This window comes from Sphingomonas sp. GlSt437 (assembly GCF_048015635.2).
Lineage (GTDB): Bacteria > Pseudomonadota > Alphaproteobacteria > Sphingomonadales > Sphingomonadaceae > Sphingomonas.
Genome location: NZ_JBPGYA010000001.1, coordinates 1,232,466 through 1,258,801 on the forward strand (window position 1 = coordinate 1,232,466; position 26,336 = coordinate 1,258,801).

A 26,336-nucleotide genomic window follows, 5' to 3' on the forward strand; every position below is an offset into this window, starting at 1 on the left:
ATTGGCAACGGCCGATCGCGGTGGCCGGATGCCTTAGCTAGGGGAGGAACCGCGTGATCGTCCAGATAGCGGTTGCGTTGCTGATCACCGGGCTCATCGGCCTTGCCACCTGGCGCAAGGTAGCGAGCGCGCATGCCAAGCACGACGGATCAGGCAAGGATGTGTTTCTGGCGGGCGGCGGCTTATCGTGGCTCTACATCGCGGGCTCGATCACGCTGACGAACCTGTCGACTGAGCAACTCGTCGGCATGAACGGCAACCAGATGTTGCTGCTTGCCTGGTGGGAACTCGCCGGGTTTTTCGGGCTGATGATCCTCGCCTTCGTCTTCGTGCCGATTTATTATCGCCAGCAATGCACGACCGTGACCGAGCTGCTCGACCGGCGCTACCAGGGAGGCAGCGTGCGGACGCTGGTGGCCGCGATTTTCTTTATCGGCAGCGTGCTCATCTACATTCCGGCGGCGCTGTATTCGGGCAGCCTGTTTTTGAAGACGATGCTCGGTTTTTCGGGATCGTTGCTCGTGTTCGCGGTGCCGATGGCAGCCATCGCCGCGCTGTATACGATCCTGGGCGGCCTGCGCGCGGTGGCGGTGATGGATACTTATGCCGGCATTGGCGTGCTGGCGATCGCGCTGCTCGTTGTCTTCCTCGCCCTGAACGCGGCAGGATGGACGCTGAACGGCGTTCCCGCCGAGCGGGTGACGCTGATCGGTGCCAATGATTCGCCGATTCCGTTCCACACGTTGTTCACCGGCATGGTGTTCATCCAGATCTTCTACTGGTCGACCAACCAGAACATCACCCAAAAGGCGATGACCGCGCCAACGGTGCGCGAGGCGCAGCGCGGCGTGCTCGCGGCCGCGGTGGTGCGCCTGCTGATCATCCCCGTGATCGTCGTCGTGCCCGGCGTCGTCGCGTGGAAGCTGTTCGGCAATCTGGGCGATGCGAGCTATGGGCGCATCGTCGCGCAGGTGCTGCCTCCATGGCTGTCGGGCACTTTCGCGGCGCTGATGGCGGCCGCGGTGATCGCACATACCGCCGCGATCATGAACGGCGCCGTCGCGCTGTATTCGATCGATTTCCATGAGCGCTTCATCGCGCCGATCGCCGACCATTGGCGCGTCTCATGGCGCGCAACGCTGGTCATCACCGTGCTCGGCGTGGTTCTGGTGCCGATTTTCGAGAATGCGACGAGCATTATCAACCTGCTGCAAAAGCTGAATGGGCTGACCTCGATGCCGATCCTGTCGGCATTTGCGGTGGGCCTGTTGTTCAAAGGCGTGCGAGCGGCGGCGGCATCGCTGGCGATCGTGTTCGGGGTGGCGCTTTATGCCTGGCTGTCGTTCGATCCGCCCGCGTTTCTTCCCGCGTGGTTCCACTATATCGACGCGATGGTGGTGACGCTGTTCTCGTGTATCGCCGTCGCGCTGCTGGCCAATCGGGCGATGGGGCCGGCGGCGACGGTCGACCCCGCGACCGCATGAGCATGATCCACGTCCTCCAGGGTCGCGACAGCTCCATCGCGATCGAAAGCGTGGCGGGCGGGGCGCCGCTGTGGCGCTATTGGGGACCGCGGCTGAGCAATGGCGTCACGATCCCGTCGATCCATTCGGAGCGCCACCATCGCGGCTTCCACCTCGATGCGCCGGCGCGGCTGTCGGTGCTGCCGGGCGCGGGGCTGGGCTGGTTTTCCCGCAGCGGCTTGCGCGCGCATCGCAACGGTGCCGATTTCGCCTGTGGCTGGGATGAGGCGCGTGTCGAGCCGGGCGAGGGCCGGCTTGAGATCCATCTCAGCGACAGCGTCGCCCGGCTGAGCGCCACGGTAATGCTGGCGCTGTGCCCGGAGAGCGATGTGCTGTCGGTGACCACGACGCTCGTCAATAAAAGTGAGCAGCCGCTCGACATCCAATGGCTGGCGAGCGCGGTGCTGCCGTTGCCCCCGACCGTGGATGGGGTGCGCTATTACGCCGGGCGCCACGCCAACGAATTCATGCTGCATGAGGATCGCCCCGGCGCCGCCACCTGGTCACGCGAGAACCGCCACGGCATCACCTCGCATGAAGCCTATCCCGGCGCGGTCGCGGTTGCCGGCACGACAAGCGCGCATGCGGGCATGGCCTATGGCGCGCAGCTGGCCTGGTCGGGCAACCATGTGCAGGCGATCGACCGGCTCGACGATAGCCGCCGCCAATGGCAGCTCGGCATCGGCCTCGCACCCGGCGAGCTGCGGCTGGCGCCGGGGGCAAGCGTTGCCGCCCCGGCCGTGCTCGCGACGTGTTCCGCGCAGGGCTGGCAAGGCGTCGCGCACAATTTCCACAGGGCTGCGCGGGGGCGCGTCGACTGGCCGGGCGGCGCGATGCGACCGCGACCCGTCCACCTCAACACCTGGGAAGGCTGTTATTTCGATCATGACGAAGCGCGACTGATCGCGCTCGCTGATCGCGCCGCCGCCTTGGGTATCGAGCGGTTCGTGCTCGACGATGGCTGGTTCCATCGCCGCAATGATGATCACCGCGCGCTGGGCGACTGGTGGGCCGATGACGCCAAATATCCGCGCGGCCTGAAGCCGCTCGCCGACCATGTCGTCGCGCGCGGCATGGAGTTCGGGCTGTGGATCGAGCCCGAGATGGTCAATCCGGACAGCCAGTTGCATCGCGCGCACCCGGACTGGGCGCTGGGCCTGGCGGGGCGGCTACAGCAATTGAGCCGGAACCAGCTGGTGCTGGATCTGACGCGCGACGCGGTCGCCGATTATCTGTTCGAGCGGATCGGCGGGCTGATCGCCGATCTGCCGCTATCCTACCTCAAATGGGATCATAATCGCGATCTGGTGGCGGCGGGCGATGCGGCGGGGCAGGCGGCCTATCGGCGCCAGGTGCTGGGCTTTTACCGGCTGCTCGACCGGTTTCGCACGGCGTTCCCCAATGTCGAGATCGAGAGCTGCGCCGGCGGCGGCGGCCGCATCGACCATGGCGTCCTCGCTCATGTCCATCGCTTCTGGGCAAGCGATTGCCTCGATGCGCTGTCGCGGCTCGACATCCAGCGTGGCTTCCTCCAGTTCCTGCCGCCCGAGCTGATGGGCGCGCATGTCGGCACCGCGCCCGCACACACCACCGGCCGCAGCCAGCCGCTCGATTTCCGCGCGGCCGTGGCGCTGCAGGGGCATTTCGGCATCGAGCTTGATCTCGCGCAGCTGAGCAGCGGGGACTCGGACCGACTGGCGGGCTGGGTCGCGTTCTACAAACACTGGCGCCATTTGCTCCACGCGACGGTCTGGCAGGGTGAGCTAGGCGACGGTCTCGTCTGGCACGCCGCTGGCAGCGCGGCCGAGTGGATCACGATCGTCTATCGCATCGAACCCACGCGGCAACGCTTCGCGCCGACCTTCACCATGCCGTTTGTCGATACCGGCTCTGCGTATCGCATCGCGCCGATCGCACCGGGATGGCAGGGCGAGGCGACAGTCTATAGCGGGAGCTGGCTCGCACATGCGGGCATGGCGTTGCCGCCGCTCCGGGCCGAACAGGTCGCGATTTTTCACGGGCAGCGGGCATGAGCTTCGATCCCGATCGCCAGTCGCACCGCCGTTACGATCCGCTGGGCGACGAATGGGTGCTGGTGTCGCCGCAGCGCACGCAGCGGCCGTGGCTTGGCGAGCAGGGGGTTGCCGAGGCGCGGCCAATACGCTCGCATGACCCCGATTGCTACCTTTGCCCCGGCAATTTGCGCGCCAATGGCGAGCGAAACCCGGACTATCGCGGGCCATTCGTGTTCGCCAACGATTTCCCCGCCTTGGAAGCCGATGTAGCCGATCAGGCGAGCGCGGCAGCCGACGATCCCTATTTCCGGTTTGCTCCGGCGCGCGGTGAGGCGCGCGTCCTCTGCTTCTCGCCTGATCATTCGCGCACCTTGCCCGAGCTCGATCATGCTGCCGTAACCGCGGTAATCGATTGCTGGAGCGCGCAAGCTGCCGAGCTGGGCGCGCGCTATCGCTGGGTCCAGATCTTCGAGAACAAGGGCGCGCAGATGGGATGCTCCAACCCGCACCCGCACGGCCAAGTCTGGGCGACCGACGTCGTGCCGCATTTGCCCGCGATCGAGTGCCGCACCCAAGCAGCGTGGCTGGCGGACCATGGCGAAGCACTGCTGGCCGGCCTGATGCGGCGCGAGGCGGATGGCCTCCGCAGCGTGGTGGAAACCCGCGACTGGCTGGCGATCGTGCCCTATTGGGCGAAATGGCCGTTCGAGACGCTGCTCCTGCCCAAATTCGCCGCGCAGCACTTGCCCGATCTCAATGCCGGTCAACGCGCCGATCTGGCGGACGCGATTGGCCAGCTTACTCGCGCCTATGACCGGCTATTTGGCGTAAGCTTTCCTTATTCGATGGGGTGGCACGGCGCGCCGTTCGATGGCGCGGACCACCCCGAATGGCGGCTGCACGCGCATTTCTACCCGCCGCTGCTCCGCTCGGCGACGGTGCGCAAGTTTATGGTCGGCTATGAGATGCTGGCCGAAGCGCAACGCGACATCACGCCCGAGCAGGCTGCCACGCGCCTGCGCGACGCGGCCATATGAAGGCGCTCGAGCAACGTGCCCGTAGCGGCTTCGAGCGCGCTTTTGGAGGGCCGCCAGAATTGCTCGCCGCCGCGCCGGGGCGGGTCAACCTGATCGGCGAGCATACCGATTATAATGACGGCTGGGTGCTGCCGGCGGCGATTTCGGTCGGCACCATCGTGGCGGCGCGACCGAGGGCCGATGCCCGCATCCGTGCGGCTGCGCTCGATTTCGATGCGGTCTGCGATTTTCCTATCGACGCCCCGATTACGCGAGCCCTGCCGGGCGATTGGAGCAATTACCTGCGTGGCGTCGCAGCGGTACTACAGGCGCAAGGCGCAGATCTGCGCGGTGCCGATCTCGCAATTGCCGGGAATATACCGACCGGCGCGGGCTTATCGTCATCCGCGTCGCTTGAAGTCGCGCTCGGGCTCGCCCTTACCGAGCTAGCCGGCTTGAACGGCTATGACCGGACCCAGCTCGCGCTTGCCGGACAGCGCGCCGAGCATGATTTTGCCGGTTGCCAATGCGGGATCATGGATCAGCTTGTTTCGGCGCGGGCGGCGGCCGGGAACGCGTTGCTGATTGACTGCCGCAGCTTGGCGACCATGTCAGTGCTAATGGCGCCTGAGACCGCAGTACTGATCGTCCATTCGGGCATCCGCCGTGAACTTGTCGAGGGCGAATACAATACCCGCCGCCGCCAATGCGAGGAGGCCGCGCGGAGGCTCGGTGTCCCTGCGCTCCGCGATGCCAGCACCGAAGAGCTCGACGCCGCCGGCGATCGGCTGGACCCCGTCGTCTTCCGCCGCGCGCGCCACGTCATTACCGAAAATGCCCGCACCTTGGCGGCCGCCGATGCGCTCACCGAGGGAAACCTGGCCACGCTCGGCGCCCTTATGGCAGCGTCGCACACCTCGATGCGCGACGATTTCGAGATCACGACCCCTGCGATCGATGCTTTGGTTGGACAGCTAAGCGAGCTTATTGGCGATCGCGGCGGCGTGCGCATGACGGGCGGCGGCTTTGGCGGTGCGGTCGTCGCCATTGCGGCGCGCAATGTGATCGAAGAAGCGGCGCAGGCGATCGGTAACAGCTACCGAACCCCGGACGGCGACCCGCCAGTGGTAATGATCGAGGAGCCCGCCGGCGGCGCTCGCCTGCTTTAATCCAGCATGTCACCGCGATGTCAAAGCGCCCGGATCAAGCGCCGGGCGACCGCAATCCACGGAGGATCATTGACGACTTGCTGGCGCGCGCCGGCGCCGAGCGGGAGGAGGTGGAGCTTGCCGCTCCCATCCGCCGCCTCGCGCCCGAGCAGCCGACCAAAGAGAAAACGGCCGGCGGGGCGTGGCACCAGCACATCGCGATTGAGCGCATGGCCATAGCGGTCGGGCGACAGCCGCTCGCACCATAATTCATCGCCGGCGCGGTAATCGCCGACGCCGCCCACGACGCGGACCCCGACCATCGCTGCATCGGGCGCCGGCGGCGCCAGTGTTGCGTGGTGGCGCGGCGCGCTGACGGTCGCCCCGTCGATGATCGCGGCGACGTCAAGGTCGGCACGCGCCGGCAAGCGAACCAGATCGGCCGCGGTCACGCCGAGCGCGCCGGCAATACGGTTGAGCCAGGCGACCGATACCGTGCGCGTGCCCGTCTCCAACCGCCCGATGGTTTGTGCGGTCGTCGGCGGTACGCACGCGCGCGCGACATCTTCCAGGGTCATTCCCCGAGCGCGGCGGACTTCGCGAATAGCGGTGATCATAGGCCCTCACTAACCGGTACGGTTCGTACTGTCCTACACCATAGCCGCAATGGCAATAGCGGCGAGGAGCAGCATGAGGGAGTCGCCTTGAAACAGCAGTTGGTCGAGCGGGCAGTCGATGCCTTTGGCGTTTCGCCGAGGACGGCGCTTCGGCGCGGCAGCCGAAGCGTGACGGTGAACCTTGCCGAGTCGACGCTTGGCTGGCTTGCCGCACGGGGGCTCGTGTCGGCGCGACAGCTCGAGGCAGCGGAGCGGTTGCGGCGCGATTATGAGGGCGCGGCGCTCGCGCCATCGGTGACGATGCGCTGGGATGCGGCGCGGGTCGACGGGGGCGGTTGGCGGCCCAATGGCGGCCTGGACCCCACCACCGCGCAGATCAGCGCCAAGCGCCGGTTCGACGACGCCATGGCCAATTCCGGGCAGGGGTTGAGCGATATTCTCTGGCGCGTGGCTTGTGCCGACGAACCAATGGCGCACGCTGAACGCGCGCTCGGCTGGCCGGCGCGATCAGGCCGCGTCGTGCTCGGTATCGCGCTCGATCGGCTGGCGGACCATTATCGATTGCCGTGACTACACCCGGCTTTGCCACGGCCCCGGAAAGCTGTATCGGCATTCTTATTGTCAAATAAGGGAGGCCAAGATGATCCTGTACGGCACGACGCTGTCACCGTTCGTTCGGAAGACGTTGGTGGCGGCGCGGGAGAAGGGGATCGAGGTGACGCTGGAGCGCGTCGGTATGGGGCATCGGTCGCCGGAATTTCTCGAAGCGAGCCCGTTCGGCAAGATGCCGGCGCTGCGTGACCCGGGCGCCGACAACGGCAAGGACTTCCTGCTCGCCGATTCCTCCGCGATTCTCCATTATCTGGAAGCGAAACAGCCCGAGCCGGCGCTGATCCCCGCCGATCCGGTCGATCGCGGCCGCGCCATCTGGTTCGACGAGTTTGCCGACACGATTTTGTTCGCCAGTGCGGTTAAAGTGTTCTTTCAGCGCGTGGTCGCGCCCAAATTCCTGAACCGCGAGACGGACGAGGCCCTGGTCGCCGAAGCGGTTTCGACCGAATTGCCGCCGATGCTCGATTATCTCGAGCGGACCGTGCCCGATTGCGGCTTCCTCGTCGCGAGCCGGCTGACGATCGCGGATATTTCGGTCGCGAGCGTCTTCGTCAATCTCGGCCATGGCGCCTATTCGGTCGATGCCGGCAGCCATCCGCGCCTGGCCGCTTATGTGGCCGGCATCGTCGCCCGGCCAAGCTTCGCGCCGATCGTGAGCGCCGAACGGAAGATGCTCGCGGCCGCATGAAACGTGCGCGCCGTTGCCGCAACGCCACGGCGCGCTAAATAGCGGCGATGCGCTTTTCCATCGCCAAGGTCCACGGCTCGGGCAATGACTTCCCGCTGATCGACGCGCGCGCGATCGCGCTCGATGGCGCTGCCTGGGCCAATGTCGCGCGCGCGCTCGCCGATCGCGCCGGCCCGGTCGGCGGCGATGGCTTGCTGCTGCTCACCTCCGGCGATGCCGAGCACGCCTTTGGCATGTCGATGCGCAACAGCGATGGATCGGACGCGGAGACGTGCCTCAACGGTCTGCGCTGTGTGGCCCGCGCGGGGTTTGCCGCGCTGGGCATCGAGCAGGCACAGGTCAAGCTCAAGACTTCCTCGGCTGCCGTCGAGCGCGAGCCGGACATGGCGCCGGGCGTCTTCACGGTGCGCGAGACGGCAGGGCCGGCGGGCATCGACACGCGCGCCTTCCCGATCATCGGCGCGCCCGCACAGCTGATCGAGGCGCCGCTGCCGATGCTGGGCTCGCCGCGCACCTTTACCGCCGTCACCATCCCCAACCCGCATCTCATCAGCTTTGTCGAGCGGATCGACGATGGCGAGCTGCAGGCATTGGGCGAGCGGTGCGAGGCCGCGCCCGACTGGCTGCCCAACCGCGCCAACGTCTCCTTCGTGGAAGTGCGTGGTGGTGATCTCTACGTGCGCACGTTTGAGCGCGGGGTCGGCCTCACCGATAGCTGCGGCAGCGCGATGGCGGCGAGCACTTATGCGGCGGGGATCACGGCACGCGTGCCGTTCGATCGCGCGCTGACGGTGTTCAACCGCGGCGGCATGATCCGCGCCGAGGCAAGCGCCGACGGCATGGTGACGCTGGCGGGCAACGCAACGATCGAGTGGGAAGGCGAGGTGACGGTAGATCTGGAGCGCAGCGTCGCGCATGATCTTGTTGTCACCCGCACCCATGCCGACGAACAGGCCGCTTGGGCGCGGGTGCTTAATGGGATCGCGAGCGACTGAGCCCGCAGGCGCGTGAACAGGGCGACATGCCTCGCGATGGGCATTTCCGCGTTGGAGGATATTGGTCGGCGTCGGTCGTTGGCTAGTCGGCAGATCGTGCCGCGACTGCAGAACGCATGAGCTGCGCAAAACAAATCGTCGGACCGTTGCGAGCGCCAATGTCTTCACCCGCATCGAGTGTCTTCCAACCTGGGGGAACGACCATTGTCGACGTCGCCAGGTCCTGCTTCGAAAAATCGCGGACGATAGTCTTTTTGAGCCCACAAGAATGCGCGAGATTCATGAGCGCTACCAACGTCGTGTCCGGACCTAGTGCTAACACTTGGGTCGGTCGATTAAGGTAGCCCCTAACCGGGGTGTGGTTGCACCGCAGTGGCATCGGTTTGTCGGTATAGTAATAGGTGGTCGAGGACACAAAACGGGCGCGGCCGCCTAAGGCTGCTTCGACGGCATCCTCGTTAGTATCGCGAGCAAAAGCGAACCTGATTACCCTTTCTTCGCCCGCGCTTCCTTTGCACGCGACTGTCCACCCCTCGGTTTTTGCGACGGCCAATGCCCGATCGAGCTGCGGCGGCATGCCAGTCACGTCGACGGCGATCAGGTGGCTTGCGGCGGCCAGCGCAATGGCAAACATAGCTTGTTTTCTCGCCGATAAGGCCGCGACCATATCATGCATTGGCACTCACACAACTGCGGTGAGCGCCGGCCCTTTGCCGACAACCTGCAAGTAACCGCGACGGGAGCTTGCACCCTCGTCGCGGCCCTTCCCGTCACATCCGGTGCAGCGCGCAGAGCTTGTTGCCGGCCGGATCGCGCAGATAGGCGAGGTAGAGCTTGCCGAGCGCGCCTTCGCGGATGCCGGGCGGATCTTCGCACGTCGTGCCACCCGTGGCGACGCCAGCGGCGTGCCACGCATCGGCGGCTTGCGGAGAGCTGGCGGCAAAGCCGATGGTCGCGCCGTTGCCGTGGCAGGCGTCGTCGCCATTGATCGGCTTGGTGATCGAGAAAATGCCGGTCGGCGTCATCCAGAACACGCGGTTCTTATCGTCCGCACGGCCCGGGCCATAGCCGAGCGCGCCGAGCGTCGCGTCATAAAATGCCTTGGATTCTGCAAGGTCGTTCGCGCCGACCATGATGTGGCTGTACATCATTGTTGCTCCCAGTTGCGGACGGGCGGTTTTGATGGCCCTGTTCCGCTCGTGGTGATGGACGCGACCGGCGCGACATTCAAGCCATCAGTGCGACGCCCTTTACGCAAAAGCCCGAACCAGATGGGATAAATCCCTTGACATCGTCACGCTCTTTTGGTATATAACGGGAACGCTGAACAATTGCGTCAAGGGCCGGGGCGGCAACGCCTGCACGGCCTTTTTTGTTTGGGCTGGTAGTGGGTGAGGCTGCTCCATGGATGAGGAAATAGGGCCCGGCCGCGGGCGCGTGCTACAGAAGCGCAAGACGCATAAGCGCGGGCTGACCGCTGCGCGGCGCAAACGATTTCTCAATGCGCTTGCCGGCAATTGCAACGTCCGTCGATCAGCGCAGCTCGCCAAGATTCCCCACAGCATTCTCTACGCCAGGCGGCGGACGGACCCCGAATTTGCCGGCCAGTGGCAGGAAGCGCTGGCGATCGGCTATGCGCGGCTGGAGGAAGCGATCCTGGCCTATAGCCTGAGGTCGGTCGGCGCATCGGAGGTCGACGAAGCGCTGGAACAAGGCGATGGCGAGCCGACCGGCGATGCCGCCGTGATTGCCGCTGCCCCGGCCGCCAGCATTTCGCCCGAAGCGATCAAACTGGCGATGGACGTCAGGGCTAGACATCGAAGCGAGGTCCAAGGCGAAGCGTTCGACAAACGTGGCCGCAAACGGGCGACCACCACCGAGACCGACGAGGCGCTGCGCCGCAAGCTCGATGCGCTGGCTCGCAAGGTAAAGGCACAGCTGGGCGATGGTTGATCGAAATCTGGTCGGCGAACTGTCGTTGCTGCCGCCCGTGCAGCGCGAGCTGGTGCTGCGATCGTTAACCCTGGAGCAGCGCCGCGAGATCGGCGCACGCTGGCCGGTCTTTGCTCATCACGGGCAGCTGGCGCCACCCGGCGATTGGCGGGTGTGGATGATCCGTGCCGGGCGCGGCTTCGGCAAGACGCGCGCGGGGGCGGAGTGGATCACCAGCTATGCGCGCGACAATCCGAAAGCGCGGATCGCGCTGGTCGGCGCGACGATCGACGATGTCGTCTCGGTGATGATCGAGGGCGAACGCGGCCTGACCAAGGTGGCGCGCGACGACGAACCCCTGCGCTGGCGCAGCGGCACCGGCACCTTGTCGTTCGATTCGGGCGCCCAGGCCTTTGCTTATTCGGCGGAGGCGCCGGAAAAGCTGCGCGGGCCCGAACATTCGGTCGCCTGGTGCGATGAACTCGGCAAATGGCGGCAGGGTGACAAGGCGTGGGACAATCTGCTGCTCGGCTTGCGCGGCGCCGACGACTGGCGCGTGCTGGTGACGACGACGCCGCGCCCGACGCCGCTGATGCACCGCATCAGGGCGATGCCGGGCTTTGTCGAAAAGCGGGGAGCGACGCGCGACAATACGCATCTGCCGGCGAGCTTCGTCGAGGCGATGGACACGCTTTATGGCGGCACGCGGCTCGGCCGGCAGGAGCTCGACGGCGAGCTGCTGGCCGATGCCGAGGGCGCGCTGTGGACGCGGGCGATGATCGAGGCGAGTCGCTTTGACGGGGTGCTGCCGGCGATGGATCGGGTGGTGGTCGGCGTCGACCCCCCCGGTGGCACGACGGGTGATGCGTGCGGCATCGTCGCGGCCGGGGTGGCCGAGGTGGACGGGCAGCGGCGCGGCTATGTGCTGGAAGATGCCAGCGTTGCCGGCTTGTCACCCGAAGGCTGGGCGCGCGCGGTGGCCGACTGCGCGGCACGTTGGGGGGCGGACCGAGTGGTCGCCGAGGTCAATAATGGCGGCGCGATGGTGGCGAGCGTGCTGCATGCGGTCGATGCCGGGCTGCCGGTGACCTCGGTCCACGCGACCCGCGGCAAGGTGGCGCGCGCCGAGCCGATCGCGGTGCGCTACGAAGCGGGCGAGGTGCTCCACGCCGGGCGCTTTCCGGCGCTGGAGGATGAATTGTGCGGCCTGATCGCGGGTGGCGCTTATGCCGGGCCGGGGCGCTCGCCGGACCGGGCGGACGCGCTGGTGTGGGCACTGACCGAGCTTTTGCTGGGGAAGCGGGGGGTGGCTTCGGTCAAGGGGCTTTGAACGATCGGTTATTGCGAACCAGCTGCCAAATCATAAGGATCGTCAATCCAATATAGAGCAGCCCGCCAGCAAAAGCTTTCCAAGTGTGCTGCTGGAAGCCGTCGACCGCGAAGAAAAGCCAAAAACACATCAGGCCAAGCATAGACGGTTGGACGCCGAAGCGCTCAGTGAACCGGTCGTATGCATCGGTATCGTAAAGCCACCAGACACCTAGTCCGACAGGTATGACCAAGACGGCGATAATCATCGCGACGTCCTCAACCATCGACCAATCAATATTCCCCATTTTCAGGAGCATGGCATGAAACTCTTCGGCTGGAAAGCCGCCGGGAGCAACGGCTCGCGTCCCGCGCTGTCGCGCTATGCGAGCTGGCCCGGCGTCGCGCTGGGCGACTGGCCGCAAAGCTATGAAGCGCAGGCGCGCGATGGCTATCAGCGCAATCCGGTGGCGCAGCGCGCGGTGCGGCTGGTCGCGGAAGGCGTCGCCTCGGCGCCGCTTACCGCGTCTGACCCCGCGCTCGCCGCGCTGGTGACGGCGCGCTCCGGCGGCCAGGCGTTGACCGAGGCGCTGGCGACGCATCTGCTGCTCCACGGCAATGCCTATATCCAGCTGCTGACCGATGGCGATGGCGCACTGGTCGAGCTGTTCGCGCTCCGGTCGCACCGCTGGGCGGCGCGCGCTGGCGCTTGTCCAACTTGTGGCGCGGCAGGCGCGGCACCGACTGGGCGATCGGCACGCAGCGCGCGGGCGACCGCTTCGTGCTCCTCGACTCAGAGTCGTTGCTCGCAACCGACCTCGCGTTGTCTGCGGTCGGGGGCCAGGCGCTCATCCTGGCGTCCGGCCTTAGCGACTCAGAGCCGGCACGGATCGCGGCGGCGGTGAGCGGGGCATCGGTATTGCCGCCGTCGCCCGTGCATCTGATCGCCCGCCGCGAGGCGGCAGGCGGCCTCACGCTAAGCTGGGTTCGCCGCAGCCGGCAGGGCTGGCGATGGGCCGACGGTGTCGATGTGCCGCTGGTTGAAGAAAGCGAACGCTACCGCCTCACGCTGATCGCGCCCGGCGGCACGACGAGCACGATCGAGACAAGCGAAACGAGCATCTCGGTCCCCGCCGCGGCTACGCCGATCGGAACGGTGATCGAGGTCCGCCAGATCGGCACCGCGGGCGAATCGCGACCAGCAATCACGACGCTCAGCCACTGATTCCCCCAACGTCACGGAGATCCGCTATGGCCGACACGACATCCCGACTGGCGCTACCGCTGCTTCAGGCCGGGCAGGCACAGAAGGAACTGTATCATAACGAGGCACTCGCGCTGCTCGATCTTACCGTCGCAGCGGCCGTCGAAAGCGTTGGGCTCGATAGCCCGCCGGCCTCGCCCACCTTTGGGCAGTGTTGGATCATCGGCGACGCGCCGACGGGCGACTGGTCGGGGCATGCGAATGCGCTTGCCGGATGGACCGAAGGCGGCTGGCGCTTTGTCACCCCGCGCGCAGGCTTGTCTGCTTGGAGCACCGCCGATGCCGTTTTTTGCCGCTTTGACGGCATCCGCTGGGCCGTGGGTGACGTCCCCATAAGGCGGCTGACGGCGGGCGGCGTTCAAGTGGTGGGAAGCCAGCAGCCCGGGATCGAGTCGCCGACCGGCGGCACTGTCGTCGATCCGGAAGCGCGGACCGCGATTGCGGCCATTCTCGCGGCCTTGCGCCGCCATGGATTGATCGCTTCCTAGCCATCCAAGCGGCAGAGTGTTGCTTGAGTGCAACAATCGCGGGTATTTGTGTTCTTGCGTGGAAACCCTCCTTTGGCTACGGAGTTTAAGCGGTCCTTAGTGACGCTCCAACGAAGGGGATTATGATGCGGAAGCTTGCCGTAACACTGGCACTTGCATCCACCGCGCTCGCCACACCGGCCATTGCCCGCGACAAGTCGTGGTATGTCGGTGTCGACGGCGGTGTTTTGCTGGTTGAGAACATCAAGTATGATATCGGCACCAACACGCAGGCTGGCACGTCGCACCACGACGGCGGCTTCGACGTGGACGGCAACATCGGTTATGATTTCGGCGTATTCCGCCTTGAGGCCGAAGTCGCCTACAAGCGCGCGACGATTTCGACTTATCAGTCGACCCAGTCGATCCTGATCAATCAGGGTGGTCGGGTAGTCGCCGCTCCGGCCGGTAGCTACAGCTCCGGCGGCGCGGATTCGGCGCTGAGCTTCATGGTCAATGGCCTGTTCGACTTCGGTGACGACGACAAGCTTAACGGCTTCGTCGGCGGCGGTGCCGGTATCGCCCGCGTCCGTGCATCGAAGTATGATATTTCGGGCGGTCGTGTCGGCCCGTCGTTCCTGAACGACTCGGATACGGTCTTCGCTTATCAGGCGATCGCCGGTGTCCGTGCGCCGCTGACGCACCATGTCGACGTGTCGCTGAAGTATCGCTTCTTCACGGCGCAGGGTGTGAACCTGACTGGCCTCACTGGCGCGGGCACAGTTGCCAACTATCATGGCACCTTCCGCAGCCACAGCCTGCTCGCGGGCCTGGCGTACAACTTCGGTGAGCCGACGCCGCCGCCGCCGCCTCCCCCGCCGCCTCCGCCGCCTCCGCCGCCGCCACCCCCGCCGCCGCCACCCCCGCCACCTCCGGCAGTGGTGTGCGCCCCGGGCCCGTTCATCGTGTTCTTCGAATGGGATAAGTCGGCGATCACCCCTGAGGCTGCCGGCATTCTCGACAATGCCATCACCTCGTATCAGAGCTGCGGCAATGCGAAGGTGATGCTCGCGGGCTTCACCGACCGTTCGGGCACGCCGAAGTACAACCTCGGCTTGTCGCAGCGTCGTGCTGACGCAGTGAAGGCGTACTTCACGGCGCACTCGATCCCCGATGGTGTGATCTCGACGCAGGCGTTCGGTGAAGATCCGGCTCACCTGCGCGTGCAGACCGCCGACGGTGTTCGCGAACTGCAGAACCGTCGTGTGGAAATCACCTACGGACCTGGCTCGGGCAACTAAGCTCGACGTCAGTCGAAACAATGATCGGGGAGGTCGGGCAACCGGCCTCCCTTTTCATTTGTGGAAGAGCCATGGGCCGAGCCGACGCTGATGGTATCGCGGCCTCACCGCGGATATTCGATTCGGCTAGATCTGCAAACTAAGCGACTGCAATCAGTCGCCGTTTGGCTGAATCCCTTCGACCAGCCAGCTTGGCATCAGCGCGTCACCGAGCGCCTCGATCCGGCGCAGCTCGACCATTATGCCCAGGTCCTCATAACTGGCGCGCGTCCGCTCGCTCGCCTCGCTTATCGGCGCCACGACTAGCCGACGGTTGACCTTGGCGCGGTAATGCATCCGCGCGGTGTTCTCCTGGCCGACATAACACCCCTTGGCGAAGCTGACGCCGTTGAGCAGATCGGCGTTGGCTTCGAGCCAAAGCGTCTTGTCGCTGCCCAGCTCGTCAACGCCCTCGGTCACCCCCAGCGATAATCGATGCGCGCGCCAAGCCGCCGCAGCGCTCTCGCCGGTTTTTGGCCCGAGCCATCGCCGGCCAAGGCCCTGCAACCGCGGGTCGGCAACGCCGTGCTCGCGATCGACTCCCCAATGCACCCCCAGGTCGGCGACCGGCTCAATCGCGATGGCGCGCCGCAGGCGATAGACGGCGAGACGCCGTGCCAGCAGCTCTGCCGAGGACGCGGCGCAATCGATCAGCACCGCGTCGCCATTGTCCCACAGGATGAAATCGAACAGCGCCTTGCCCTGCGGCGTCAGCAGTCCAGCCCAAAGCGGCCTATCCGGCGCCAGCGTCGCGACGTCATTGGTCACCAAGCCGTTCAAGAACGCGCGGGGATCGTCTCCCGACACGCGGATCAGTGCGCGGTCGTCAAGCAGCGTGGCGGGGCTGGTATCGCTCATCGCCTATAGCTAGGACGCCGAGCATGAATTCCCAAGCACCCGATCGCCTCGTGATCCGCCGCCCCGATGACTGGCATGTCCATCTGCGTGACGGGGCGATGCTGCAATCGGTGGTGCCCTACACCGCACGCCAGTTTGCTCGCGCGATCGTGATGCCCAATCTGGCGCCACCGGTGACGCGCGCGGCGGACGCCGCTGCCTATCGCGCCCGCATCTTGGCAGCACTGCCAGCTGAGACCCCCTTTACGCCGCTGATGACATGCTACCTGACGGACGATACCGATCCGGACGAGCTGGCACGCGGCCATGTCGATGGGGTTTTCACCGCCGCGAAGCTTTACCCCGCCCATGCCACCACCAACTCTGCCCATGGCGTGACCGACATCGCCAAGCTGCACGCCACACTCGAGCGGATGCAGACAATCGGCATGCCGCTGCTCGTCCATGGCGAAGTCACCGATGCCGACATCGATATTTTTGATCGGGAAAAAATATTCATCGATCGGGTGCTGAACGGCCTCGTCCGCAACTTCCCCGCGCTCAAGATCGTGTTCGAGCACATCACGACCGCCGAGGCCGCGGAATTCGTTGCCGCGGCATCCGCGACGGTCGCTGCGACGATCACGCCGCACCACCTCCATATCAATCGCAACGCGATGTTCGCCGGCGGCATCCGCCCCCACGCTTATTGCCTGCCCATCGCCAAGCGCGAGCAGCACCGGCTCGCGCTCCGCCGAGCCGCCACGTCAGGCTCGCCGAAATTCTTCCTCGGCACGGATAGTGCGCCACACGCGATCAGCGCAAAGGAAGCGGCGTGCGGATGCGCCGGCATTTTCAACGCGCCTTATGCGCTGGAGAGCTATGCGACGGTCTTCGAACAGGAAGGCGCGCTTGACCGGCTCGAGGCGTTTGCGTCCGAACACGGACCCGCTTTCTATGGCTTGCCGCTGAACGGCGCGACCGTCACGCTTGGCCGCAGCGACGTCGCTGTGCCGGCGCGCGTCGCTGCGGGCGACACCGACGTCGTACCGTTCCACGCCGGCGAGGTGCTCCGCTGGACGCTGCTAGCTTAGCGCCGCCACGGCCAGTCGATCACGCCGCCGGCGAAGAGTGCCCACCAGACGATCACCGGCTGGAGCAGCAGGCGGGGCGCGTGATAGGCCCAGCCGAGCGACACGCCGGCAACAGTGACATGGTCCACCGCGTGCTTGATATTGGCCGGGTAGACGCACACCGCATAAAGCGCGAGCATCAGCCCCGCCCACCAGCGCAGCCGCTTGACCGGCGCAAGCAGGCCCGCCGCGCCGAACAGCTCGCACCAGCCGGTCGCGATAATCACCTGGCGGGGATACGGCACCCAATCGGGCATGATCGGCATGAAACCGCCCGGCGATTTCAGGTGGATGATGCCGACCGCGAAAAACAGCAGCGCGAGCACGATACGGCCCGCCGCCCGCGCCGCGCTTTCTCGCTCGGGAGCCTTCATCGCGGGCGGAAACCGATCAAAGCGGCAGCCACTTCGCCTTTTTGCTGAACTTCATATAGCCGAGATTGACGCCGGCCCGCAGCCCGACGCCGAGCCGGATCGGGATGAGCACGATGTTGCCGCGCCGGAGATAGGTCGCCGAAAAGCCGCCGACAAAATAGAGATGGCCTTCGCCTTCCGGGTAGCGGCGGAAAATGTCTTCGGTGTCGTAGAGGTTATACACCAGCACGAACACCTTGCTGGCATTACCGCCGAGATCGAAGCCAACCGACGGCCCCGTCCAGTAGATCGGCCGATCGCCCTCTACCTTGTGCGACATCAGACCCGAGCCGTAGCGCGCGCCGAGCACAAAGGCGCCCGATGCTTCGCGGCCGGCGATATAGGCGTTGGGTTCGCCCTGCTCCCGCAGGACCTTCTCCAAAAGGCCGGCTAGCCCTTGCGCGCCCTTGCCGAAAACGCCTTCGCCGGCGCTCAGCAGGTCTTTGCGCGAATAGGTCGACTCGGCGGATCGGGTCGCGTCGGGGCTGCCCGCCGTTGGCGCAGCGGCGGCCGGGGCGGACGCTGATCCGGCGGATTGGTCGGGCTTGATCGGCTCGCCCAGGCCGTTGTCAGGCGCGGTCTGTGCCGATGCAGGTGACGTCGGCGGCTGCGCCGGCTTCTGCCCACTGCTCAAGTCACTGTCGATGGCTTGATTGGGGTCGACGGTTTTGACCTGCGCCATGCTCGGCACAGCGCCCGAACCTGCCAGAGCGAGTGCCGCGACCAGCTCCAACACCTTGCCATATCGCGACGTGACCCGGACCCTACCCATCATCTTGAAACAGTACGGCCCACCGCAGGCCGCATGCAATCGCGGCGCGGTGACCCGAATCGAACGTGCGCCAGACCGAGTCTGAACAGGCTTAATGATTGGCCACGCGGAGAACGATGCGCGGTTGATCCGTCCCATAGCCCCGTCTATAGCCGCCCGTGTCAGCGCTTTGTCCGGAGACGTGGGTGAGTGGCTGAAACCAGCGGTTTGCTAAACCGCCGTACTCCGATTAGGGGTACCGAGGGTTCGAATCCCTCCGTCTCCGCCAAAACCAATTGATTTTATTAGATTTTTCTATAGCTGAGGGGCTAGCAACCCGGTTAGCGACCCGGTTCTCCGCGTGGAACGATGCGGCCAACCGTGGGCTCTCTCGGATGAATTGAGCTATCAGCCCTCAAAATGCGCCCGTCCCGCTATTTGCGCTGGATCGATGAAAGCGCCAGAAAAACGCCGTCATCGGTCTAGCTGATAGCCACGAGCGCCGTACTGCTTCTAGCTATTCGGGGACTGATAGGGTGCAACCGCAGTATTTTTCGCGTCGTTGAGCGACTGAAGCCCGTCCACCAGATTGTCGCTGATCGTCGGACCCGACAGGGCGATGATGCCGATGATGGCAAACCCGAAATCGAGACAGGCGCATAAACCCCGGATGGTCTCGATGTGCGCGGAGCCATAAAGGCTAGTATGGGTCACGGCCTTACAGCCGTCCTCCCGCTGGTCGTTAAGCGAGACATGCCCGAACACGCCCTTGATATTGGGGTGGGCGCCGTAGTCGATCTCCCCTTCGTAGCCCAAAACAGCCAGGGCGTGAATATCGGGCGCGCGATCCTCCAGTGGGGAAATGGCCTTCTCGAAGGTGAAGCTCTTGCGGCACGCCTTCTTCTCGGCATCGCCCCGATGTCGGCCCGCCCAGACCTCGCTTAGCGCGGGGTTTCTGGCGCTCAGTCCACCATAGGCGGCAGATTCGAGAGCAGTGCGCAGCAACGGGAAGACCGCGGCGCAATGGCCGCTCAAAGCCATGCGCGCGCCGGCGAGGAACAGCTGATAGGCGTTCATGAAGAGCACAAGCGCAATGGGCTCGGCAGGGCCTTGCGTAAAAAGGCGTGTCCGGAAAAAGCTATCATATTCCCTGAGCGCCGCGACCAGCACGCTATCTGACACGAGCAGCTCGGCCAAGGTCTCGTCGGCGGCGGCCATATAGGCGTCCATACTACCATCCATCACCACGCGGATGCCGCTACCATTCGTCATGGGTCAGCCGATCCCCTGAACGGCGCGCATGAATTCTTCTCGCGTCAATGACGTGAGGGCATATTGGCCCCGCTTCAGCGGCGCGCCGCCCGTCATGCGGCGCGACAGGGCATCGCCGGCGAGGAAGAAGATTCGGCCTTGGCACTCGAAAAAGACATGCGCGGTCGCGCGCTTCCACTTCTCGATGAACTGCTTGCTCCGACCGAACCATTGCATGATCGCGTAACGGCGGCCGTCAATGTCGACGGGCCGCGAACTGAAGTCGATGGAGCTGGCAAAGCTCCAACCCGTGAAGCTCGACTGGGTATCGTGGACGTGCACCAGCCAGAACATGCGGTGCGCCTGACGATAGAAGACCTCCCGCGCGGTGCGCTCGTCCTCCGATATTGGTGAAAACTGCAACTCCAGCACGGTCGCAGCAGGCGTGCCGGCTCCGCAGAGCACATCGGCCCTGTGGCGCTCCCCGGTCGCGGGGTCGATCAGCCCGATTTCGCGGCAGCCTTCTGGAAACTGCTCTTTCCAGCCGAGATGCCACGGACCTTCCGGCTCGCTCCAGGCATCGCAATCCCCGGCCTTGTGTCGCCAGTGCTTGACGTTCTCGACGGGAATGACGGAAGTCAGCAGGTTGCCGCAATCATGACAGGTCGTGCTTTCGCCCTTCTCTAAGGGAGGGCGCTTTGCCCCATCGATCCACGCGTACAACATTCCACACCGTCTTTCAGGGGCTTTACATTGCCCCGACCTTGAACGGAATTTAGCGGCTTCTCATCGCTGCGCCTTGCCCGATTAGCTTCCTTCGGGCAATGTGATCGAAGCAGCAAGCGCCGTGACGTGCTCCCCTGATTGTTACCAGTCAGAGGTAGAGTCCGGCTCTCTTTGCACTGCTACCCAACCTTGGAACGCTCGGGTCTAGAGTTTTCCGCCTGGCCTGGATCCGGAGGGCTGGTGGCCCCGGTCGGGTTTGCCAGCATGATCGGGGGGATATTCCCGATCGCGCTGTGCGGTCGCTCTTCGTTGTAGTGTCTACGCCAGCGGTCCAGCTTCTCGCAAGCGTCTTCCAGCGACAGGAACCAGTGGGTGTTCACGCATTCGCTGCGCAGCTTGCTGTTGAACGCCTCGATGAAGGCATTGTCGGTCGGCTTGCCAGGCCGCGAGAAGCCTAGCGTCACACCCCTCTGATAAGCCCATAGATCCATGTCTCGCGAGACGAACTCGCTGCCATTGTCCACCCTGATGGTCTTCGGATAGCCCACCTTCCGGCAGGTGCGATCGAGCGTGGCCACGACGTCCTCGCCGCGGTAGCTGAACCGCGCATCGATCACCGGCGAGAACCGGCTGAACGTGTCGACCACGGTCAGGATGCGCAGCTTGCGACCCGTCGCCAGCTGGTCGTGGACGAAGTCCATCGCCCACACATTGTTCGGGCGGACCGCCGGCGCACGGTCCTCCCGCAGCTTTGCCTTCACCCGCCGCTTGGGTGTCTTGTTGCGCAGCTGAAGGCCCAACGCCCTGTAAAGCCTGTAAACCTTCTTGGCATTCACCGCCCAGCCTTCCCGGCGAAGGAGGTGATAGACACGGCGGTAGCCGTAGCGGACATGAGTCTCGCCTGCAATTTCGCGCTTAGAGAGATCCCAATCAATGGGGGTCTCTTCCCTCCCGCTCCGTCAAAGATCGCTGAAGTCATTGAATTATTTTAGAAATCGGCCTCGGCATCCGGGTTCGCGTCCGGGTTTCAGTGGCGGATTGGTACGAACTCCTGCGGCAAGCAGACCTTCTTTTGCGGCAAGTCGATCGGGCAACAGTCCGGAACCCCCGAAAACTGAATTTCGACCTATGAGGGGTGGCCGCTCCGACCCGTATGGTGGTTCGACATCGTTCAAGTCGTTCGGGGTAAAAATGCGTTCAACCTTTGCACTGTTCTGTCTCTCGATCTTGGTGCCGTTGCTGACGACGTCCGTTCAGGCTCATGATCCCGGTGCGGCTTCGGCCACTTCTTCTTCGATCCCGGCGGGAGCGCGCGACGCGGCAGCGGTCGTTGAGGCGTTTCACCGATCGCTGAAGAATGGCAATCCGAGCGTCGCCCCTGCACTCCTCGACAGCAGTGCATTGATTTACGAGAGCGGCGGCGTCGAGCGCAGCAAGGCGGAATACGCCGGACATCACCTTACTGCCGACGCGGAATTTTCCAAGTCAACCACCCAAACGGTGAAGAGCCAATCGGGCGAGGCAATCGATGACGTGGCATGGATCGCAACGGAATCTCGAACGAGCAGTATCTACAAGGGGCGGGCAATCGACATCAGTTCGACCGAACCAATGGTGCTGCGGCGCTTCGGCAAGATCTGGAAGATCGTCCACATTCACTGGTCGTCGGGCAAATAGTCCTTCCGCAACGCGACAGGGATATCGCCCACGAGGTCGTCGATTATCGGGCAATCGGGCCGGTCGTCACCGTGGCAGCGTCCGGCAAGGTCGAGAAGTGACCGCCGCATTGCTTCGAGCGCAGCCGCCTTGCGACCTAGTTCGTCGGCGCGTGCGGTGGCAAGCAGCTTGACGTCGGCGCTCGATCGAGAAGCATCGCTCCACAGTCCCAGAAGCGTCCTGATCTCCTCGACCGGAAATCCGAGGTCGCGCGCGTTGGCGATGAACCGCAAACGGTGAACCTCGGTGTCGGAATAGTCACGATAGCCGCTGTCCCGGCGCGGTGCCGAGGGAACGAGACCGATCTTCTCGTAGTGGCGGATCATGCGCGGCGAGACGCCACTGGCGGCCGAGGCCGGACCGATCTTCACAGCTTGGCCGCATTCAGTCTGAGCGCGTTTGTCACCACCGTGAAGCTCGACAGCGCCATCGCTGCTCCAGCAATCATCGGTGACAGAAGAATGCCGGCGACCGGGTAAAGGACGCCTGCGGCCACCGGCACCCCAATTCCATTGAACAAAAACGAGAAGAACAGGTTCTGACGGATGTTGCGCATCGTCGCCTTCGCCAGTCGGCGAGCGCGCACCATCGCCGCGAGATCGCCCTTCGTTAAAGTCATGCCAGCGCTCTCGATCGCCACGTCGGTCCCGGTGCCCATCGCAACACCCACCTCGGCCGCCGCCAGCGCCGGCGCATCGTTGATGCCGTCCCCCGCCATCGCTACTCTTGCGCCCTTGGCCCTCAGTTCGCCGACGATGCGCGCCTTGTCCTCGGGCTTGAGGCCGGCATGGACCTCATCGATACCGCCGATCGCTTTGGCGACAGCGTTCGCCGTGCCTTGCGCATCGCCCGTCAGCATGACGATCCGCAGACCTTCCTCGCGCAAGGCGGCGATGGCCTCGCGTGCCGACGTCTTGATTGGATCGGCGACCGCCAGCAGTCCGGCTAGCCGTCCATCGATCGCGACGAACATAACGCCGGCGCCTTCCGCGCGGTGGCGGTCGGCTACGTCGCTGAGCGCCGACACGTCGGCGCCGACGCGCTCCATCTGCGCCGAATTGCCCACGGCCACCTCTTGGCCATCGACCTGACCGCTGACGCCGAGGCCGGTTTGCGAGTCGAACCTATCGACCGACACGACCTCAAGCCCGTCATCGCGAGCGCCGGTCACGACCGCATAGGCGAGCGGGTGTTCGGATCGCGCCTCGACCGCGGCCGCGGCTGCCAGCACGTCGTTTCGTGCGAACGCTTCGGCGGTTTCGACCGCGACGATTGCAGGTCGGCCTTCGGTCAGCGTCCCGGTCTTGTCGATCACCAGCGTATCGACCGTATCCATCAATTGGAGTGCCTCGGCATCCTTGATCAACACGCCCGCGTGCGCGCCCCGCCCGGTGCCGACCATGATCGACATAGGCGTCGCCAGCCCAAGCGCGCAGGGGCAGGCGATGATCAGCACGGCTATCGCGTTAAGCAGCGCGTGACCGAACCGAGGCTCGGGGCCAAAGAGGTTCCAGATAACAAACGTCGCGATTGCGATAGCCACAACGAGCGGCACGAACCAGCCCGACACGCGGTCCGCCACCGCCTGGATCGGCGCCCGGCTGCGCTGCGCCTCGGCAACCATTTTCACGATCCGCGCCAGAACCGTGTCCGATCCCACCGCGCGCGCTTCAACCACCAGTGTGCCGGTGCCATTCACGGTGCCGCCGGTGACGCTCGCGCCGTCCTCCTTCGAGACAGGTGCCGGCTCTCCGGTCAGCATCGACTCGTCGACCGACGAGCGGCCCTCGACGACGACGCCATCAACCGGCACCGCCTCACCCGGGCGAACGCGCAGTCGGTCGCCCGCGGCGACTGCGGCGAGATCGACTTCTTCCTCGGCCCCGTCCCCGGCAATCCGGCGCGCTGTCTTTGGCGCCAGATTTATCAGCGCACGGATCGCACGCCCCGTCGCTGCCCGAGCGCGGAGTTCGAGCACTTGACCGAGCAGCACGAGCGTCACCACGACACCGGCAGCCTCGTAATAGACCGGCACCATTCCGTGCATGCGGAACGTCGGCGGAAACAGGCCCGGTGCCAATGTCGCGACGACGCTGTAGACGAAGGCCGCGCCGACCCCGATCGAGACTAGGGTGAACATATTGAGGTGGCGCGTGACGATCGACGTCCAGCCGCGCTGAAAGAACGGCCACCCCGCCCACAGAACGATCGGTGCCGTCAGCGCGAGCTGCGCCCACGGATTGAGCGCGGGCGGGATGAAGTGAACCCCGATCATCTCGGCGACCATGGAAATCGCGAGCAGCGGAACGGTCAGCGCACCGGCGAGCCAGGTGCGCCGCGTGAAATCGACGAGTTCGGGGTTGGGCGCGTCATCGAGCGACGGCTCTTCCGGCTCCAGTGCCATTCCGCAGATCGGGCACGTTCCCGGCCCGTCGCGACGGATTTCGGGGTGCATCGGGCAAGTCCACATCGCACCCGGCGCCGCTACGGGTTCGGGACGGGGGTGCTCGCTCAGGTAGCGTTCCGGATCGGCGACGAATTTCGTCCGGCACCCACCCGAACAGAAATGATATTCGGTGCCACCATGGGTTGCGTGATGCTGCGTCTTCGCGGGATCGACGTCCATCCCGCAAACGGGATCCTTGACGGTCTCCGGGGCTGCCGCTTCACCAGGTGTCGCCCCGGTTGAACAGCAGTTCCCTGCCTCGTGATCGTGACCGTGCTCGCGCGCCTGATTCGTCATGTCAGTTCTCCAGAGCACACCGATATGGAGTTTGACATCATGTCAGGGTCAAGCCCTCGAAAACACGGTGCTGCCATAACGGATTACGTCCCTCGCCGCGTAATCCCTCGTGGTAACGGGCGCGGATGGAGATTGGTCAATGCAGGCAGGTTCGGGCGATGATAACCCGATCGCGAGCGGCGCGAAGGCATACACGCCTGCCCTTGGCTCGGCACCGATGCGCCTCTACGACCTCGCGCTTCGGATTTTCACACGCGAACAGGCTTGGCGCGCTGCCGTTCTCCGCCAGCTGGCACCGATCGCTGGCGAAAAGCTCATTGGCGTCGGATGCGGGACTGGAACTCTGATACTTGCGATCGCAAGGCTTCAGCCAGCGGCGCGTACGTTCGGTCGCGATCCCGATCCCGAAGCACTGCAAATGGCCCGCAGCAAGGCAGAGAAGGCGGGCATTGCCACCGAATTTCGTCTCGGGTTCGCCGACGAGACAGCGGCGCAGGGTCAGTTCGGCGCCCTTACCTGTACGCTGGTGCTCCATCAAATACCGCTAGCCGGCAAACGCGCGGCGCTCGCAGCCATGTTCGCGGCGCTCGAACCCGGCGGTCGTCTGGTCATCGCCGACTATTCGTTACAACGATCGTGGTTGATGCGGACGCTGTTTCGCCTCAAGGTGCAGCGCATCGACGGCCGCGCCGATACACAGCCGAATGCCGATGGCATCCTGCCTCGATTGATCGAAGAGGCTGGCTTCGTTGACGTCAACGAGGCGGCGATAGTGGCCACGCCGAGCGGATCGATCAGCGTATTTACGGCTTGCCGCGCACCGTTCGGCCCGACTGCTCGGTAATGTCGAGCGCCTCCCTGAGCTTGATACGGGCACGCCGGATCCGGGTTTCCACGGCTTTTTCACTTATTCGCAACGTCATCGCAGTTTCCGATTGGGAGAGTCCTTCGATCGCCCTCAGAAGCAGCGGCTCTTTCAATTTGTGCGGCAGATTCGAAATGGCGGCGCCAATGCGCTGTAGTTGAGCGCGCCCATCGTATTCCTGGTCCGCACTCGGACGATCGTCTGCCAACGACAGAAGTTGGGTTTCTGCCTCAGCGAATCCGTTTCTCAGCAATCTCCGTACCGCGGCCTTACGCCGAAAATCGCGCGCCTTGTTGATGGCAATGCGCGAGAGCCATGCCCGCATCGGTCGCGCGCCGTCGTAACGGCGCAGATGCACGAACGCCGCGACGAAGCTTTCCTGCACGACATCCAGCGCATCATCGGCGCTGCCGAGATGAGCCTGCACAAGCCTGAAGATCGGATCGCGGTGGCGCCGCATGATCTCGGCAAACGCCGCCTGGCGGCCAGCTAAGGTCAGCGCAGCCAATTCTCCTTCGGTCGCCGCCGAAAGGTCCAGGCTCACCGTTTTTCTTCGGTCAGCGCCCGGACGACCGCCGCATCGAACCGGCCCGCCTGATCGGGCCGCAATATCTGCCGCATCGCGAAAATATGCGCGATCGTTTCCTTCTGAAGTTCACCCATGGCGATGTGCGAGCGATCCACTGCTGCGGCCACTTGCGGACCATTACCGTGCTCGATTTGGATCGCTTCGGCCAGACGCGCATTGTCGCTGCGGAGTTCGAGCTCAAGCGCGCGCTTACGGGTCGCAAAGCGTTGTTCGAGTTGTTCCAGCGCCGCCTTTTGAGCGCTATCGAGATCGAGACCTTGATGAACAAACTCGTGAAAATCGCTCGTCGGTCGTGTATCTGGTGCAAGTAAAGCCCGGCCTGCAAGAACGCCTGACATCCCGGCGACGAACGCCAGGACGGTCATCAGGGCGAGGCGCCGGGTTTGG

28 protein-coding genes, 1 tRNA gene and 1 pseudogene are annotated in these 26,336 nt (G+C 64.8%); 16 read left to right on the top strand and 14 right to left on the bottom strand.

Annotated elements, in window-relative coordinates:
- Positions 1-53: 53 nt before the first annotated feature.
- From ACLB0R_RS06030 to galK, 4 genes are read left to right on the top strand one after another with little or no spacing between them, the layout of a single operon-like run.
- Positions 54-1,484 (top strand): sodium:solute symporter family transporter, encoded by a 1,431-nt coding sequence (locus ACLB0R_RS06030; protein ID WP_416642435.1) that lies wholly within the window; start codon positions 54-56, stop codon positions 1,482-1,484.
- The gene (locus ACLB0R_RS06035) at positions 1,481-3,556 is read left to right on the top strand and encodes an alpha-galactosidase (protein WP_434953777.1); all 2,076 of its coding nucleotides are present in this window, start codon (positions 1,481-1,483) and stop codon (positions 3,554-3,556) included. Before ACLB0R_RS06030 ends, ACLB0R_RS06035 begins: the two co-directional genes overlap by 4 nt.
- The gene (locus ACLB0R_RS06040) at positions 3,553-4,575 is read left to right on the top strand and encodes a UDP-glucose--hexose-1-phosphate uridylyltransferase (RefSeq protein WP_416642437.1); all 1,023 of its coding nucleotides are present in this window, start codon (positions 3,553-3,555) and stop codon (positions 4,573-4,575) included. The genes ACLB0R_RS06035 and ACLB0R_RS06040 overlap by 4 nt, the downstream gene beginning before the upstream one ends.
- Entirely contained in the window at positions 4,572-5,723 is a 1,152-nt protein-coding gene (gene galK / locus ACLB0R_RS06045) for a galactokinase (protein WP_416642438.1), read from the top strand. The genes ACLB0R_RS06040 and galK overlap by 4 nt, the downstream gene beginning before the upstream one ends.
- Before the next feature lie 20 nt (positions 5,724-5,743).
- Here the strand turns inward: galK and ACLB0R_RS06050 are convergent, their stop codons facing one another.
- Complete coding sequence (locus ACLB0R_RS06050; RefSeq protein ID WP_416642439.1) at positions 5,744-6,319, bottom strand: helix-turn-helix domain-containing protein; 576 nt, start codon at positions 6,317-6,319, stop codon at positions 5,744-5,746.
- An 87-nt stretch (positions 6,320-6,406) separates the two neighbouring features.
- Between ACLB0R_RS06050 and ACLB0R_RS06055 the strand changes: the two genes are divergently transcribed.
- The 3 genes from ACLB0R_RS06055 (at position 6,407) to dapF (ending at position 8,614) form a co-directional block, all read left to right on the top strand.
- Entirely contained in the window at positions 6,407-6,889 is a 483-nt protein-coding gene (locus tag ACLB0R_RS06055; protein WP_416642440.1) for a DUF6456 domain-containing protein, read from the top strand.
- A gap of 70 nt (positions 6,890-6,959) precedes the next feature.
- Positions 6,960-7,619 carry a glutathione S-transferase family protein gene (locus tag ACLB0R_RS06060; protein WP_416642441.1) on the top strand — a complete coding sequence of 220 codons (660 nt, stop codon included), beginning with the start codon at positions 6,960-6,962 and terminating at the stop codon, positions 7,617-7,619.
- Between the two features lie 47 nt (positions 7,620-7,666).
- Positions 7,667-8,614, top strand: a complete 948-nt coding sequence (gene dapF, locus ACLB0R_RS06065; RefSeq protein WP_416642442.1) for a diaminopimelate epimerase — start codon at positions 7,667-7,669, stop codon at positions 8,612-8,614.
- A gap of 82 nt (positions 8,615-8,696) precedes the next feature.
- Here the strand turns inward: dapF and ACLB0R_RS06070 are convergent, their stop codons facing one another.
- Entirely contained in the window at positions 8,697-9,290 is a 594-nt protein-coding gene (locus ACLB0R_RS06070; RefSeq protein WP_416642443.1) for a hypothetical protein, read from the bottom strand.
- A gap of 94 nt (positions 9,291-9,384) precedes the next feature.
- Positions 9,385-9,762: a VOC family protein gene (locus ACLB0R_RS06075; protein WP_416643027.1), complete on the bottom strand. Its 378-nt coding sequence runs from the start codon at positions 9,760-9,762 to the stop codon at positions 9,385-9,387.
- Positions 9,763-10,018: 256 nt separating this feature from the next.
- Between ACLB0R_RS06075 and ACLB0R_RS06080 the strand changes: the two genes are divergently transcribed.
- Together ACLB0R_RS06080 and ACLB0R_RS06085 are read left to right on the top strand one after the other, a co-directional pair.
- Complete coding sequence (locus tag ACLB0R_RS06080; RefSeq protein WP_416642444.1) at positions 10,019-10,567, top strand: hypothetical protein; 549 nt, start codon at positions 10,019-10,021, stop codon at positions 10,565-10,567.
- On the top strand, positions 10,560-11,876 hold the full coding sequence (locus ACLB0R_RS06085) for a DNA-packaging protein (RefSeq protein ID WP_416642445.1): 1,317 nt from the start codon (positions 10,560-10,562) through the stop codon (positions 11,874-11,876). Before ACLB0R_RS06080 ends, ACLB0R_RS06085 begins: the two co-directional genes overlap by 8 nt.
- Here the strand turns inward: ACLB0R_RS06085 and ACLB0R_RS06090 are convergent.
- Entirely contained in the window at positions 11,863-12,540 is a 678-nt protein-coding gene (locus ACLB0R_RS06090) for a hypothetical protein (RefSeq protein WP_434953778.1), read from the bottom strand. The genes ACLB0R_RS06085 and ACLB0R_RS06090 overlap by 14 nt on opposite strands.
- A gap of 215 nt (positions 12,541-12,755) precedes the next feature.
- Here ACLB0R_RS06090 and ACLB0R_RS06095 point away from each other — a divergent pair, with 215 nt between their 5' ends.
- The 3 genes from ACLB0R_RS06095 to ACLB0R_RS06105 all read left to right on the top strand — a co-directional run bounded on the left by ACLB0R_RS06095 (position 12,756) and on the right by ACLB0R_RS06105 (position 14,886).
- Positions 12,756-13,079 carry a hypothetical protein gene (locus tag ACLB0R_RS06095; protein WP_416642448.1) on the top strand — a complete coding sequence of 108 codons (324 nt, stop codon included), beginning with the start codon at positions 12,756-12,758 and terminating at the stop codon, positions 13,077-13,079.
- 26 nt (positions 13,080-13,105) lie between these two features.
- On the top strand, positions 13,106-13,606 hold the full coding sequence (locus ACLB0R_RS06100; RefSeq protein ID WP_416642449.1) for a DUF2793 domain-containing protein: 501 nt from the start codon (positions 13,106-13,108) through the stop codon (positions 13,604-13,606).
- Between the two features lie 125 nt (positions 13,607-13,731).
- The gene (locus ACLB0R_RS06105; RefSeq protein WP_416642450.1) at positions 13,732-14,886 is read left to right on the top strand and encodes an OmpA family protein; all 1,155 of its coding nucleotides are present in this window, start codon (positions 13,732-13,734) and stop codon (positions 14,884-14,886) included.
- 153 nt (positions 14,887-15,039) lie between these two features.
- Here ACLB0R_RS06105 and ygfZ read toward each other — a convergent pair whose 3' ends face one another.
- Complete coding sequence (gene ygfZ / locus ACLB0R_RS06110) at positions 15,040-15,783, bottom strand: CAF17-like 4Fe-4S cluster assembly/insertion protein YgfZ (protein ID WP_416642451.1); 744 nt, start codon at positions 15,781-15,783, stop codon at positions 15,040-15,042.
- Positions 15,784-15,806: 23 nt separating this feature from the next.
- Here ygfZ and pyrC point away from each other — a divergent pair, with 23 nt between their 5' ends.
- The gene (pyrC, locus tag ACLB0R_RS06115; protein WP_416642452.1) at positions 15,807-16,856 is read left to right on the top strand and encodes a dihydroorotase; all 1,050 of its coding nucleotides are present in this window, start codon (positions 15,807-15,809) and stop codon (positions 16,854-16,856) included.
- Here the strand turns inward: pyrC and ACLB0R_RS06120 are convergent.
- Positions 16,853-17,269: a DoxX family protein gene (locus ACLB0R_RS06120; RefSeq protein WP_416642453.1), complete on the bottom strand. Its 417-nt coding sequence runs from the start codon at positions 17,267-17,269 to the stop codon at positions 16,853-16,855. The two genes, pyrC and ACLB0R_RS06120, sit on opposite strands and share 4 nt — an antisense overlap.
- 16 nt (positions 17,270-17,285) lie before the next feature.
- Positions 17,286-18,080 carry a DUF1134 domain-containing protein gene (locus tag ACLB0R_RS06125; protein ID WP_416643028.1) on the bottom strand — a complete coding sequence of 265 codons (795 nt, stop codon included), beginning with the start codon at positions 18,078-18,080 and terminating at the stop codon, positions 17,286-17,288.
- A gap of 175 nt (positions 18,081-18,255) precedes the next feature.
- On the opposite strand from ACLB0R_RS06125, the gene ACLB0R_RS06130 reads away from it, so the two are divergent.
- A tRNA-Ser gene (locus ACLB0R_RS06130) sits at positions 18,256-18,348 on the top strand.
- 224 nt (positions 18,349-18,572) lie between these two features.
- On the opposite strand, the gene ACLB0R_RS06135 is transcribed toward ACLB0R_RS06130, so the two are convergent.
- The 3 genes and pseudogenes from ACLB0R_RS06135 to ACLB0R_RS06145 form a co-directional block, all read right to left on the bottom strand.
- A complete protein-coding gene (locus tag ACLB0R_RS06135; protein ID WP_434953779.1) occupies positions 18,573-19,289 on the bottom strand; it encodes a hypothetical protein in 717 nt (238 codons plus the stop codon).
- A gap of 45 nt (positions 19,290-19,334) precedes the next feature.
- Entirely contained in the window at positions 19,335-20,036 is a 702-nt protein-coding gene (locus ACLB0R_RS06140) for a hypothetical protein (protein WP_240885750.1), read from the bottom strand.
- A 179-nt stretch (positions 20,037-20,215) separates the two neighbouring features.
- A pseudogene (locus ACLB0R_RS06145) lies at positions 20,216-20,950 on the bottom strand (IS3 family transposase); the annotation flags it as partial.
- 277 nt (positions 20,951-21,227) lie between these two features.
- Here ACLB0R_RS06145 and ACLB0R_RS06150 point away from each other — a divergent pair.
- Positions 21,228-21,713 (top strand): nuclear transport factor 2 family protein, encoded by a 486-nt coding sequence (locus ACLB0R_RS06150; RefSeq protein WP_416642455.1) that lies wholly within the window; start codon positions 21,228-21,230, stop codon positions 21,711-21,713.
- On the opposite strand, the gene ACLB0R_RS06155 is transcribed toward ACLB0R_RS06150, so the two are convergent.
- Both ACLB0R_RS06155 and ACLB0R_RS06160 read right to left on the bottom strand, forming a co-directional pair.
- The gene (locus tag ACLB0R_RS06155; protein ID WP_240885752.1) at positions 21,692-22,123 is read right to left on the bottom strand and encodes a Cu(I)-responsive transcriptional regulator; all 432 of its coding nucleotides are present in this window, start codon (positions 22,121-22,123) and stop codon (positions 21,692-21,694) included. The two genes, ACLB0R_RS06150 and ACLB0R_RS06155, sit on opposite strands and share 22 nt — an antisense overlap.
- On the bottom strand, positions 22,120-24,495 hold the full coding sequence (locus ACLB0R_RS06160) for a heavy metal translocating P-type ATPase (RefSeq protein WP_434953780.1): 2,376 nt from the start codon (positions 24,493-24,495) through the stop codon (positions 22,120-22,122). The genes ACLB0R_RS06155 and ACLB0R_RS06160 overlap by 4 nt, the downstream gene beginning before the upstream one ends.
- A gap of 139 nt (positions 24,496-24,634) precedes the next feature.
- Between ACLB0R_RS06160 and ACLB0R_RS06165 the strand changes: the two genes are divergently transcribed.
- The gene (locus ACLB0R_RS06165) at positions 24,635-25,339 is read left to right on the top strand and encodes a class I SAM-dependent methyltransferase (RefSeq protein WP_240885754.1); all 705 of its coding nucleotides are present in this window, start codon (positions 24,635-24,637) and stop codon (positions 25,337-25,339) included.
- On the opposite strand, the gene ACLB0R_RS06170 is transcribed toward ACLB0R_RS06165, so the two are convergent.
- Together ACLB0R_RS06170 and ACLB0R_RS06175 are read right to left on the bottom strand one after the other, a co-directional pair.
- Positions 25,299-25,904: an RNA polymerase sigma factor gene (locus ACLB0R_RS06170; RefSeq protein WP_240885755.1), complete on the bottom strand. Its 606-nt coding sequence runs from the start codon at positions 25,902-25,904 to the stop codon at positions 25,299-25,301. The genes ACLB0R_RS06165 and ACLB0R_RS06170 overlap by 41 nt on opposite strands.
- Positions 25,901-26,314: a periplasmic heavy metal sensor gene (locus ACLB0R_RS06175; RefSeq protein WP_240885756.1), complete on the bottom strand. Its 414-nt coding sequence runs from the start codon at positions 26,312-26,314 to the stop codon at positions 25,901-25,903. Before ACLB0R_RS06175 ends, ACLB0R_RS06170 begins: the two co-directional genes overlap by 4 nt.
- Positions 26,315-26,336 lie beyond the last annotated feature (22 nt).

What these genes read in the sequence shown, in the direction of transcription:
- galK (WP_416642438.1), top strand. Translation starts at nt 4,572, where the DNA reads ATGAAGGCGCTCGAGCAACGTGCCCGTAGCGGCTTCGAGCGCGCTTTT.
- ACLB0R_RS06125 (WP_416643028.1), bottom strand. Translation starts at nt 18,080, where the DNA reads ATGGGTAGGGTCCGGGTCACGTCGCGATATGGCAAGGTGTTGGAGCTG.
- ACLB0R_RS06085 (WP_416642445.1), top strand. Translation starts at nt 10,560, where the DNA reads ATGGTTGATCGAAATCTGGTCGGCGAACTGTCGTTGCTGCCGCCCGTG.
- ACLB0R_RS06120 (WP_416642453.1), bottom strand. Translation starts at nt 17,269, where the DNA reads ATGAAGGCTCCCGAGCGAGAAAGCGCGGCGCGGGCGGCGGGCCGTATC.
- ACLB0R_RS06140 (WP_240885750.1), bottom strand. Translation starts at nt 20,036, where the DNA reads ATGTTGTACGCGTGGATCGATGGGGCAAAGCGCCCTCCCTTAGAGAAG.
- ACLB0R_RS06100 (WP_416642449.1), top strand. Translation starts at nt 13,106, where the DNA reads ATGGCCGACACGACATCCCGACTGGCGCTACCGCTGCTTCAGGCCGGG.
- ACLB0R_RS06105 (WP_416642450.1), top strand. Translation starts at nt 13,732, where the DNA reads ATGCGGAAGCTTGCCGTAACACTGGCACTTGCATCCACCGCGCTCGCC.
- pyrC (WP_416642452.1), top strand. Translation starts at nt 15,807, where the DNA reads ATGAATTCCCAAGCACCCGATCGCCTCGTGATCCGCCGCCCCGATGAC.
- ACLB0R_RS06040 (WP_416642437.1), top strand. Translation starts at nt 3,553, where the DNA reads ATGAGCTTCGATCCCGATCGCCAGTCGCACCGCCGTTACGATCCGCTG.
- ygfZ (WP_416642451.1), bottom strand. Translation starts at nt 15,783, where the DNA reads ATGAGCGATACCAGCCCCGCCACGCTGCTTGACGACCGCGCACTGATC.
- ACLB0R_RS06175 (WP_240885756.1), bottom strand. Translation starts at nt 26,314, where the DNA reads ATGACCGTCCTGGCGTTCGTCGCCGGGATGTCAGGCGTTCTTGCAGGC.
- ACLB0R_RS06050 (WP_416642439.1), bottom strand. Translation starts at nt 6,319, where the DNA reads ATGATCACCGCTATTCGCGAAGTCCGCCGCGCTCGGGGAATGACCCTG.
- ACLB0R_RS06075 (WP_416643027.1), bottom strand. Translation starts at nt 9,762, where the DNA reads ATGTACAGCCACATCATGGTCGGCGCGAACGACCTTGCAGAATCCAAG.
- ACLB0R_RS06070 (WP_416642443.1), bottom strand. Translation starts at nt 9,290, where the DNA reads ATGCATGATATGGTCGCGGCCTTATCGGCGAGAAAACAAGCTATGTTT.
- ACLB0R_RS06035 (WP_434953777.1), top strand. Translation starts at nt 1,481, where the DNA reads ATGAGCATGATCCACGTCCTCCAGGGTCGCGACAGCTCCATCGCGATC.
- ACLB0R_RS06080 (WP_416642444.1), top strand. Translation starts at nt 10,019, where the DNA reads ATGGATGAGGAAATAGGGCCCGGCCGCGGGCGCGTGCTACAGAAGCGC.
- ACLB0R_RS06165 (WP_240885754.1), top strand. Translation starts at nt 24,635, where the DNA reads ATGCAGGCAGGTTCGGGCGATGATAACCCGATCGCGAGCGGCGCGAAG.
- dapF (WP_416642442.1), top strand. Translation starts at nt 7,667, where the DNA reads ATGCGCTTTTCCATCGCCAAGGTCCACGGCTCGGGCAATGACTTCCCG.
- ACLB0R_RS06160 (WP_434953780.1), bottom strand. Translation starts at nt 24,495, where the DNA reads ATGACGAATCAGGCGCGCGAGCACGGTCACGATCACGAGGCAGGGAAC.
- ACLB0R_RS06060 (WP_416642441.1), top strand. Translation starts at nt 6,960, where the DNA reads ATGATCCTGTACGGCACGACGCTGTCACCGTTCGTTCGGAAGACGTTG.
- ACLB0R_RS06135 (WP_434953779.1), bottom strand. Translation starts at nt 19,289, where the DNA reads ATGGACGCCTATATGGCCGCCGCCGACGAGACCTTGGCCGAGCTGCTC.
- ACLB0R_RS06150 (WP_416642455.1), top strand. Translation starts at nt 21,228, where the DNA reads ATGCGTTCAACCTTTGCACTGTTCTGTCTCTCGATCTTGGTGCCGTTG.